General features: G+C 40.4%; 9 protein-coding genes. All 9 read right to left on the reverse strand.

Annotated elements, in window-relative coordinates; all coding sequences use genetic code 11:
• Positions 1–763: hypothetical protein (locus QZR76_RS11270; protein WP_294142921.1), on the reverse strand; the 763-nt coding region annotated here is incomplete at its 3' end.
• Between the two features lie 17 nt (positions 764–780).
• Positions 781–4806, reverse strand: coding sequence for a hypothetical protein (locus QZR76_RS11275; RefSeq protein ID WP_294142922.1), 4026 nt, complete (start codon positions 4804–4806; stop codon positions 781–783).
• Between the two features lie 507 nt (positions 4807–5313).
• On the reverse strand, positions 5314–5676 hold the full coding sequence (locus QZR76_RS11280; RefSeq protein WP_294142923.1) for a hypothetical protein: 363 nt from the start codon (positions 5674–5676) through the stop codon (positions 5314–5316).
• Positions 5677–6112: 436 nt separating this feature from the next.
• The gene (locus QZR76_RS11285) at positions 6113–6487 is read right to left on the reverse strand and encodes a hypothetical protein (RefSeq protein WP_294142924.1); all 375 of its coding nucleotides are present in this window, start codon (positions 6485–6487) and stop codon (positions 6113–6115) included.
• Positions 6484–7719: an RHS repeat-associated core domain-containing protein gene (locus QZR76_RS11290; protein WP_294142925.1), complete on the reverse strand. Its 1236-nt coding sequence runs from the start codon at positions 7717–7719 to the stop codon at positions 6484–6486. The genes QZR76_RS11285 and QZR76_RS11290 overlap by 4 nt, the downstream gene beginning before the upstream one ends.
• 99 nt (positions 7720–7818) lie before the next feature.
• A complete protein-coding gene (locus tag QZR76_RS11295; protein WP_294142926.1) occupies positions 7819–8259 on the reverse strand; it encodes a hypothetical protein in 441 nt (146 codons plus the stop codon).
• Entirely contained in the window at positions 8186–9373 is a 1188-nt protein-coding gene (locus QZR76_RS11300) for an RHS repeat-associated core domain-containing protein (RefSeq protein ID WP_294142927.1), read from the reverse strand. The genes QZR76_RS11295 and QZR76_RS11300 overlap by 74 nt, the downstream gene beginning before the upstream one ends.
• Positions 9374–9636: 263 nt before the next feature.
• On the reverse strand, positions 9637–10182 hold the full coding sequence (locus tag QZR76_RS11305; RefSeq protein ID WP_294142928.1) for a hypothetical protein: 546 nt from the start codon (positions 10180–10182) through the stop codon (positions 9637–9639).
• Positions 10179–11279: an RHS repeat-associated core domain-containing protein gene (locus QZR76_RS11310; RefSeq protein WP_294142929.1), complete on the reverse strand. Its 1101-nt coding sequence runs from the start codon at positions 11277–11279 to the stop codon at positions 10179–10181. The genes QZR76_RS11305 and QZR76_RS11310 overlap by 4 nt, the downstream gene beginning before the upstream one ends.
• Positions 11280–11288: the final 9 nt, after the last annotated feature.

Here is an 11288-nt window from a genome sequence, read left to right on the forward strand (position 1 = left end):
TGTCGTAACGACCGCTGATCACCTGGTCCATTCCCGCGGTGTAGAGTTTACCGTCATAGTGACAGACCGTCACGCTACCGATCATCATGACCGATTCGGTATCCAGCTCGGCCTCTATCTGGTATATCCCGACTTCTCTAACCTTAAACTCGATGGGACAATCCAGGTAACATTGCCATTTCTCTTTTTCCACTCTCTCCGCATTCCAATCATCGGGCCATTCGGGAAGAGTGTTGAAATCCGAATTTGGTGGGCCATAAAGATAAGCCACTTGTCTCCCGTCTCGTAGAAGGTTATACTTTACGCCCGGTTCCGTGCCTGACAAGCGAATAACAACAGGGGTCGTGCCGACCACGACACCACCTCCCGACAGTTGAAACCGTTTCAAGTTACCGTATCGCCCTTTCTGACGGATATGTAAAGAAGTTTTACCCAATTCAAGGCAACATTCTTTAAAAAAATCATTCGTTGATTCGCGGATAGTCAGAGTTATTCTACCCTTGTATTCCCAGTCCGTGTTCTCTTCCACCACGTGTACGTTGGCCGAGGAGAATGGAGTTCCCCTTAACTTTTGCAGTAAGGCTATTTTAATATCATAGCTATCGATTCTCGTGTTCGAGTAATATTCCACGTCCACGGAAGCTCCTCTATCGGGAATGATGATCCGATTCGGCTCTAGTATTTCTATTTTATTCAGAACATTTTGTCCTGAAACGATAAAATGGATACATAACAGACAAAATAATAGATATATTGTTTTCATGATCTTGTTTTTTACGATTAATTACTTGGTTGTACATGGTAATGATACTCTTGAAGAATATTCCCGCTTTTATCTTTTGCCCGGAGCAAACGCCCTTGAGGATCGTATTCCCGGCTCTCGATAATCCCGTCCCTACCGGTACGACAAACGACATTTCCTTTACCGTCAAGACTGGTCAGCCCGAATTCAATACCGTCCGGGCAGAGCGCAGCGGACAACACATCCGATGGAACGGTCATGATAAGGTTGGTCGATAATTGCGACGCGGAGATCGCTATTTCACCTTCCAGACAGTAGAGTCCGGTTCCCCGAGGGACCGTGAACGTGTTGCTCCCCGTGCCGACGACCGTTCCCGAATTGGAAAATGTCCACGACATCGGAATAGAGAGTACTTTTGTCGCAGAACGTTCTACCAGCAACTTGTAACGGTATTTATTGCCCACGACTTTCATCACGATTAATTTACCCGGTATATCCACTCCTAACTTGTTGCGCCCGAGCAAGTAAATCATCATATTGGGTTTTCGCGTATCGGACTGGAAAGCGGGAATTATGCCTGCCATGATATTCAGGTATTCATCCAAGGTAACTCCTATATCCTCTCTATTGCGAAGCCACATCATCTCGTGTTCCATTTCCATTTCACGAATTTTATTTTCTTCCTCGAGGATTTTTTGCTGATGTTCCCTGTCTTGCAGAAGGCAAAGAATAATATTCATAATTTCTCCATGAAGAGGCATTTTGTTAAAAAAAGAGTCTCGTAACACTCGTCTTGGGAGATTTCGATGAAAATCATAATAAATTTTTAATTTTTCTGTCCAATCTTTCTGCGGTAATTCATTTAAATCGATATGCTTTAACTCGCTCTTCCGGTAGCGATCAATTGCGGCCACGGAAGAACGATCGGTCTGCGCGGCCACGAGTATACGATTACCGGTCTCCTCGTCATAGATGTAAGTCTCTTTACCCGCCGCGGATTTTACTTCGGCAACTTTCACTTTTGCACCCACGCCGGAATAATGTAATTGGTTATCCACGGTATAAGCCGACTGCGCCCGCGTGAAGTAATTATTCAAACTACCGCTTGCCACGCTAACAGGATTCACCTGGTTCGACCGGAATAATTTAGAAGGCAGGTAATAATGCTTTCCACCTATCAGGGTATCCATGTAGGTCGTCACCTCTTCACCCGCGAGTAGAAAACTCGTACTTCCCGCCGCCTTCACATACGTACTCGTCCGAACGGGTAAATAGAGCATATTAGCGACACGCATGTCGGTCAACAACGCACTCGTGTTATCGGGAAAGGCATCCATCACCACCTTTGAATCCTGTTTATATTCTGTCCCGTCGGCCGTGGTCGTGACAACACTCGTGGGGGTAGTTCGCCGGGTATTCCCGTAAGTGTAACTTCGGGTGGTCTTGTTATATTTTCCGGTAAACGAGGTTTTTGTAAAATCACTCTCGGAAGGTGTTCCAGCAGATGCCGATTCCTGATCGAAGAAATCGTACTCCACTTCCCCGGTCAAAACGGTAGCCCCACCGTAATATATTTTATAAAACTGATCCGGTATTACCATGTTTTCCCGGGGTTGTATATTGGGGACATAAAAATCTCTATACGGGTTAAAATATACTGTTGCCTCCCCGTTCCAATAAAGTATTTCATTCCTATCGGGTGTGGATTCCCTGAGATGAACCGTGTCCATTGCATATCGATAGGGTTTTAGTTGTTCTAATTGGGAGGAAAAGGCATAAAGGGAAGCCCCCGAGAAAAATTCATTTTTAACGAGAGTGGGAATAGAATATGAATTTCCCATATTATCGATCAAAGCCCGAGAATATCGATTTTTCTTGAGTTTTACCAGCCGTCCCTGCTTGTCATACATGACGGTGCCGAGAGGCAATCCGTGTAACCAGTAAGGATAAGAGGGGCGTTGATTCTGTACTGCCGTTTGGAAAGAACTTGGCACGCAAAAATAGTGGGCTATATAACCGTTACCGACTCGTTCTTCCAATATATACCGGTAGAACAACCCGTTGTTTCCCGTGTTCACTATAGCCATTTCGTCGTCCTGGATAGAAGATAGATAGAGTTTATCCTGAAATGTTCCATAATTTAACGTTTTTAACAAGGTTTGGTATCCCCCGATTAATACTCCGGAGCCCGCATTACCGTTGATAGACAAATCCCGGTAATGATAACGGGTGGTATCCCGGTTACCTTCCCCGTCGTCTAACACGACCTCCTTCAACCGGAGCCCCCCGTACTTGCTCCCGTTGTACTCGTTCAACTCGTAATCCACGTTTAACTTCCAACCTCCGGTTCCCGTGATTTGCCGTAAAGAGTAGGCTTTCGCGTAATCGGGATGACATCTGCGATCGGATACGTCATCCATATTGTCCGGAAATGTAATTCTTCCGTCCATGTGTATATACGGATAGTTTATTTGGATGGAAGCTTCATGAGGAAGCAAATATTTCCTTCGGATTGTGTCCCCGTTATGAAATCCCCATAAATCACTACTTTTTGTTTTTAAAGAATCGTGATAATAAAGAAAATCGTAATATCCCGTTATACCCGAATCTCTGTTTCCGAAAGAGAGGCTACTTAAACATCGATTTTGGTAAGAAAGATTAATCTTTTTAACAATATCTTTTTTATAGTTTTGCCACTCTATTCTTGTAATTCTTCCTTTTTCATTATGTAACACGATGTTATCAGTACCCCAACTAACCCGTACTAATTGTCTTGTATTTACCGAGAAACAAGAAAAGTCTCTGGTGTAACCTGAATCTTTTGTAGTTATTCTTTCAATTGCAAGCCTCATGTATCGCAAAATCTCGTTTAAACATCCTCGAAGGGCACTACTTCCTTGTAATCCGGCGTTAACACATTCGTCTAAAATAGTTATCACGTGGCAAATATCAGTCATCGCCCTCGAACAGTTGGCCGCAGAATAACTCCAATCGGATAAACAACCAATGATTCGATTGATGGCTAATGATTGTTGAATTTGTTGATAATTGGGGTACTCTAATCCCGTTATAGGAAATTGTTGAAGTTGTAATTCCGATACCTTAATCCCGTCTACAGCACCAAGGTATATTTCATTTAAAACCTCGACGTAAACCGGAAGCCTTTTCAATTCGTCAGCTAATTTTTGAAATCGGGCATGACGTATTTCTAACGCAAAAGCTTTGGCGTAATTGAGGTTTTCATTTATTTGTCTTCTGTAATAACTTATATCGTGTTTCCGTTCCCGGAGAATGCGTCCATAGTTGTAAATAATGTCGGTCCAAGAAAGATGATTGACATAGGTTCCGTCCGTGTAGTAAAAATAGATCGTGTCGTCTCCCGGAATATGTATTTCGCTTAAATGCCACGAGGAGATAAAACTACTGTTCCAAATATTATTCCCGGAGTTATTTGCATCTATGTAACGAACTCCACCTGAACTTTCCGAGACTGAAAAAATGTACCTGATGCCTTGTTCATCGGTAATTTGATATCCTTTATCTATTTTTTCAATCAGGAGATTGGATTTTTCCAGTGTTTTGATTGTAATACTACCTCCTTCTTGGCGCATGATAAAAGAGATCTTTCTCCCGTTAAAAATAGCCGTGAAAATATCGGTTTCCCCGTCTTGCCGATGAGCGTTAACCTCGTTACGGGTTGTCATGTTGTGATCCAGGGTGTTATGAAGAAATCCTTTTAGATTCTCGTCATTGATTCCTCCTCGAACAATCCTCGTGATAACTCCTCCGCAAATTAAGTTCCAACCATAACCGAATTCTCCCGAAGACTCTCTTACTTTTACTCCCCTGGCAGAATAGACCAGATTGACGGGTAGCGTGAAACGATCGGAAGATACTTGAAACAAAGGGATGGTATAATTAAAAGTACCGGTACTGTAGTCCACGGATGAACTATTTAGGTTCATGAGCTTTTTCGCCTGTTCTCCCGGTTCGAAATTTTGTGCCGGGGATATTCCCGGTATACCCAGGAGTATTGTTAGGATAAAAAATAGTTTATTCTTCATGATTTTATTATTTTTTAATTTAACACTTGTCCCGGTTGGCTTATTTTATTCCCGATGCGTCGGGTTAAGATTCAGCTGTTTTTTTCCATAGCACGTTTGTTTTTAGGGTTTGACTTTTCGTGTTTTAATATTACATAATGAAAAGAGCACTAAAAAGGCACTAAACATTCTTTTACAATTTTATTGCACCAAAGATAAATTACTTGTATACAGGCTTTTATTCCAACATACAGGATTCAAAGATTCCTATAGTGTAATATATGAGCCAAATTTGGTGTTCGACACGAACACTTCATTATTGAATGAATACCGGAGAATGGATTGTTTTTAACTATAACGACACACGGGAAAGGTTCTATATTTTTTTCTACAACGCTTTTTATAACAAGTCCCCAAAAGTCGTGTCTTGCTTTTGGGGACTTCATCCTGTCTGATTGTTTTTAATCGATTAAAAATAGGAATTAACCAGCTTCTTTTTCTTGTCGTTTTTAAATTTCTCGATGCCGTTTATATAATATAATCGGTACTGTCTTTTACCGGGTAATTGAAAAGCATAATTCCTTCCTCGGGTTCGTCTTTCACGAAGACGACCAAGTACCTGTCTCTTGTCCCAACACCCCTGGGTGGAATAAGGTAAATACCTGCAGAATATTTATTTTTATACTCTTTTCCTTTTCTGTTGTAAGTAAATTCAACTTTCGAAGGTCCTCCCCTGGAGGGTTTGTAGTTTATAACCTCCCCAATGGCGAATTCCGGATTGCGAAAAATTCTTTTTTCTCTCTCTTTATATGGACGGTCTATAATAGATATCATGGCCAAGCATACCATGATAATTAAAAATGCTTTTTTGATCTCTTTGTTTATCTTCATGTTCGATCAAATATGCTTTTATCGTTGATGATCTTAAAAGTTTTTCCACAAAAGTTACCCGGAATCTTTTTCATACACGACAATCTTGTATAAACCTTGTAAACACACACATTCAATATTAAATTTGTTTTACAAGTACTCAAACTCACAATATTGTATGAATAATTCAAATTATTTCGACTGTCATTTAGCACGTTCCCGTTTCGATCACGGGTAATACCCACTTTCTCGTAACTACTCTTAGTTAGTTCTCCATCCAAGAAAGATAACCCACTATACCCACCGTACTACCCGAGAAATACACCTTCATCATCCGAGTAGCCAACGACTCCATCGTGAATGACTTCTGTCTTTACAATCATCATAAAATGACAAATGGAGGACTATCTAAAAAATTAGACAGTCCCCCATTCTTAATTTGGTAACATAATAATAGTCAATAAATATCACAATTTTGTTGCTTAGTTCTATTTATGTCTAAATAATAGTAAATTTTATTACCCTCTATTCTATCCAAATAAATTAAATCTTCCATTTTAGACAAAAATCCTATTTCTCGTGTTAATAAGTTTATTCGACATAAACAAAAACCACGTTTAAAAATCTCTTTTGTAAATAGTGGAACATATATGTAAGTATCCCAATTTAAACATGGTCCTCCAAACAAATATTTTAAAATAGGTTTATCATTTATAGACAATCTACCTATTATCGGACCACCTTGAACTATTTCTTTCAAATCAGAATATCTTATCATGAAGTCATCAATATTTTTTTCTATTAAAAAATCCCATGGAGTTTCAGATATCATCGTTTAATTAATTTTGATGTTTGATTTATTACATTTTTTGAGTCTAATATAAACTGTAATGACCCTCCTGGATATTTTAAACCTTGAGGACCAATTATTCCAAACCGTACGGGAGTGCCTTTAGGGATAGTGCCTATAGTATATTGATTTAAAGGGTTCCAATTTGGTTTTATTGCAGCAAAAGTTCTATTAATAAAAGAATTACTCCCAATTCTTACACCCCAAAAATCAGGCATATTAATATTCATCTGGCCAAATCTCTGAACAGGAATATTAAAAGGAGCCCTAATATTTATCCCACCTATCAAAAAACCGTCACTTGTTGTAATGTTTTTTAATCCATTAGTTATTAAATTCTTTCCTATACCAGACAAAGCCATCATTCCTTCTATCCCTCCAGTTCCCACAAAGAGTAATGAATTAATTGCAGCCTGAGTCATAGGGTGATTCAAAAAATTAGATTGAGCCCTATGCATACTATTTACAAGTATCTCATTTTTGTAAGTATCAGACAAGGGACTATTTACACTCAGCAATTTCGATGACAATGCAGGATCTCGCAAAATTGAAGATAAAGCATTTACAGGTAATGAAGAAGTAGACACAGGTATATTTTGATAATAATTTAAATACATGTCTCCCATATTAATAGACACGTTACTACCTATATTATGATAAGCCTCTCCATTTATCTCTAATTCGCTTGCTTTGCTGTCTCTCCACAAAAGAGCCTTTCCGTCACCATTCTGATACCAATCCGAGGCTTGTCCATCAGGATCAATAAACAAAACCGGACTATTCGCACAATAATTATAAGAACTCAACGAGTAATAACTCTCGGCCATCGGGTCGACACTAAACCAACGTCCCAGCTCGGCGTCGTACATCCGGGCACCGTAGTCGAGGTAACCGAGGTTACCCGTGGTCTGATCTTCCTTGCCGTTGTATTTTAGACGATTGGTGGGATCCACGTTACCGCCCGACTGGCTGTATCTCGTGCCGAAGGGGTAGTAGTCGTTTCGCTCCTTCACAGTTCCCGTTTGGTCAACGATGCTCCTGACGCTACCGAGGTGATCCGTCAGGAAGTAACGAATATCGTTACCCGTGCGGCTTCCCGTTCCGACCAACACCCGGCCACTCGACGTGATTGCGCCTTCCAACTGTATCCCGGCACTGTTTTTAACGTATGTCAAAGAACCCAAGTAATAGAATCCGTTACCGCTCGCATCCACTACCCTTAACTTCGTTTTGGACGGTTCTTAAGTGTCAAAATCAACTAAAGAACCGTCCTTTTAGGCTAATACAAATCTTTTCGTGGTTTTATGAAGTAATCACTTCTTTTTTTTAAACACGACATTTGGATTCTTTTCATACATTTGGGGTATGAATAGTATTCTTACCCCGTCAAAACCACTAATTACCCCGTGGAGTTTTTCTATGGAGTATTTTTCTTGCACAGACAGGGAATCCAATATAAATATACCATTTTCACGAATATCTCCAGTTGCATCAAAATAGCAGCGAACGTAGAATTGATTCGGAATAGTTGTCGTGTCCATGTCTATCCAAGTCCCACCATCTATTCCACCATGCCATATGGCAGATTCCGGGATACCCGGTTCTCTTGGAGGCGCCTCTACTTTTTTGCTATTCCAACAACAAACACATAGTAAGGATATTAAAATAAACAGAATTGCACTACTTTTCTTTACCGTACCACAACCGTTGCCACCAGTTTTGTTCCGAGCTTGTTTTTTTCTCTTTTTCATCATACCGAGTCGTTTGATCGTTATAATTTATTGTAATACCGATACCGTAATTATAAAGGAAGTTGTAATCACTTATTCCCCGGTACTGTTTTGTTAAACTGTACGGGTCAGGCACTTGAAACCACGGAGCCCTTTTTGATATTCGATCGTCCTGCTTTAGCACATCTGTCGCAAAATCTCCGCAATTATTGGTTAATAACGAGTATTTTTTTCTCTCTTTATTCTCGTTTTCTTTTAACCTGCTTTGCGCAAAAGAATTCATCTCGTCAAACTTGTCGCTTTCAAAATAAAATCCGGATGCGTCATATACTTTTCCTTTTTTCTTTCCACTTTGTTCTGAAATAAATTTTATCACTTTATTCAAGGATTCGGCTGTAGGCCTGTTATTTTTGTCCATTATTACATTAGGAACAGAATAATGATTCACGAAACCTAATTGTGCGATATCGTATCTACCGTATTCATAATATTTTGTAACACCTGTCTTGTTATTTATCAATAACACCCCCGCGTGTCCCGTGTACGGTATCCCTCCCGCTGGATAATCTTTCCACACGAGTAAAACTCCATCCATCCCGTTTGGATCAAAAGCATTTATCGGGTTATTATAACAATAAACATAGGGAGTTAATGAAAAATACTTTTCCGTCAGTATATCTACACAGAACCACCGCCCGAGTTCGGCGTCGTACATCCGGGCACCGTAATCGAGGAAACCGAGGTTACCCGTGGTCTGATCTTCCTTGCCGTTGTATTTGTAACGGTTTCCGCCTTGCTGGGCGTAATCAGCCCGGACGTGTCTCGCACCGAAAGGGTAGTAGTCGTTTCGCTCCTTCACGGTTCCCGACTGATCCACGATGCTCCTGACGCTACCGAGGTGATCCGTCAAGAAGTAACGAATCTCGGTACCGACACGGCTACCCGCCGCAACAAGAATACGGCCGCTCGCCGTGGTTGCCCCTTCCAACTGTATCCCGGCGCTGTTTTTAACGTATGTCAAAGAACCCAAGTAATAGAATCCGTTACCGCTCGCGTCAGCTACCCTTAACTTCGTCCCGTCGGCCAAATAAGTGTAAGAAGCTTTTAGCGTGGTTCCGGTCTTTACTGATGATAACAAATTTAAAACATTATATTCATAATTCAAATTTTTTGACTATCCTTATAAATTTTGGTAAAGACCGTCCAAGTTGTTCCCTTTTAGTAGCCTACTGCACCCGTCCCTCTGGATTACCCCACGGCAACAGTCCCCGTGGGGTATTACACGATAAATCCAAATAAAAAATTAGTCCTGCATAACTTTACAATTATTACAGGACTAATCACTTTTTACAACTTGTTTTACGGTAACAAAAAATTAATTCTCGTTTGTAGCATCATTTTTTACCACTCGTACGCGGTAGTATCACTTCCAAGGAATTCAATTTTAACGTCAACATCGTGTTTCACAAGGCAAGTGTCCGATTTTCCCACGTAATATATCACGATATTAGATGTCAAATCACGCAAAAAAGATTGTATATCTGGAAACTTTTCTTGATCTCGATCATCGTAAAGTTTTTGTACATCATCGAGATTAAATTTTCCATAAAAAATATCTTTACTTTTGGGTTTTACTTGAACCGGATACCCAAAAAACACCAGAGTATCTTTATTGTAAATACCGTAAAAAAAAGATTCTGGCCGTTTGTCGGTAGGAAAAAGAGTCTCTTCATTATCAATTAAAATACTCGTGTCCTTGTTGTTCTTCACCTCGAAACGATAAGAGACAAATATTGGTATTTGGTCTAACTCCTCATCCGGGTATTGATTCGTGCCAATATCGATAACAGATATCTCGATATCTTTCGTTTTCTGCTCTTTCTTAAAGTGACATCCCGTGTACGAAATAACGAGAAAAAGTAAAAATACAATTGTTAATGTTTTCATTTTCGTTTATTTTCCATTTGATTATATATCTGCCTATAAAAAGTCCAGTCTAGATTTGACTTTTGTAGGTATCCTGAATAGTTTGTCATCATACCACTTTTAAACTCGTACGTGGTTTTTTTCCAAGATGGATGAAGCATTTGTAATTCATAGGCCTTATGATGAGTTTTAGTCTTGTCCGAGTAATGTTTAATCCCGTGTCCCGTGTATTCGTGAACTCCCAACGTGTTCACTATATTCTCCACGTAAGTAAAATGTCGTTTTACAAATTTATTCATTTGATCTACGGAAATTTTAAACGTTTTTCGATTTTTGTACCTACTCGTCAAAGCTAAACGAACCCCGTCTGACGGGTTATTATAACTATCTTTACCAAGCTTAACCGAAACCGCTTTGTTTTCCAGACGTGACATATCATAGCCCGCCTCGGATAAAACATGCGAATAGATCTTGGAATATGCCTTAGCCGAAAGATTCACGTCTTGCATTCGCTTCATTTTCGAATCCCATTGATCATTTAAAATCACGTTCAAATAAGATTTCAACGTGGTTATATAAATTTGCCCGGAAAATCCTCCCTTGTCAACTCCCAAGAAATTACCTTGTGAATCATAATAAGGACTGTAAAACGCTCCATCGGGATCAATGTTTTTAATACAATTGTTCGCGCAATAATTATAAGAACTTAAAGAATAATACTTTTCGGCCATCGGGTCAACACTGAACCAACGTCCCAGCTCGGCGTCGTACATCCGGGCACCGTAGTCGAGGAAACCGAGATTACCCGTGGTCTGATCTTCCTTGCCGTTGTATTTTAGACGGTTGGTGGGATCCACGTTACCGCCCGACTGGCTGTATCTCGTGCCGAAGGGGTAGTAGTCGTTTCGCTCCTTCACAGTTCCCGTTTGGTCAACGATGCTCCTGACGCTACCGAGGTGATCCGTCAGGAAGTAACGAATATCGTTACCCGTGCGGCTTCCCGTTCCGACCAACACCCGGCCACTCGACGTGATTGCGCCTTCCAACTGTATCCCGGCACTGTTTTTAACGTATGTCAAAGAACCCAAGTAATAGAATCCGTTACCGCTCGCATCCACTACCCTTAA

This window comes from uncultured Sanguibacteroides sp., assembly GCF_900543425.1.
Lineage (GTDB): Bacteria > Bacteroidota > Bacteroidia > Bacteroidales > Marinifilaceae > Gabonibacter.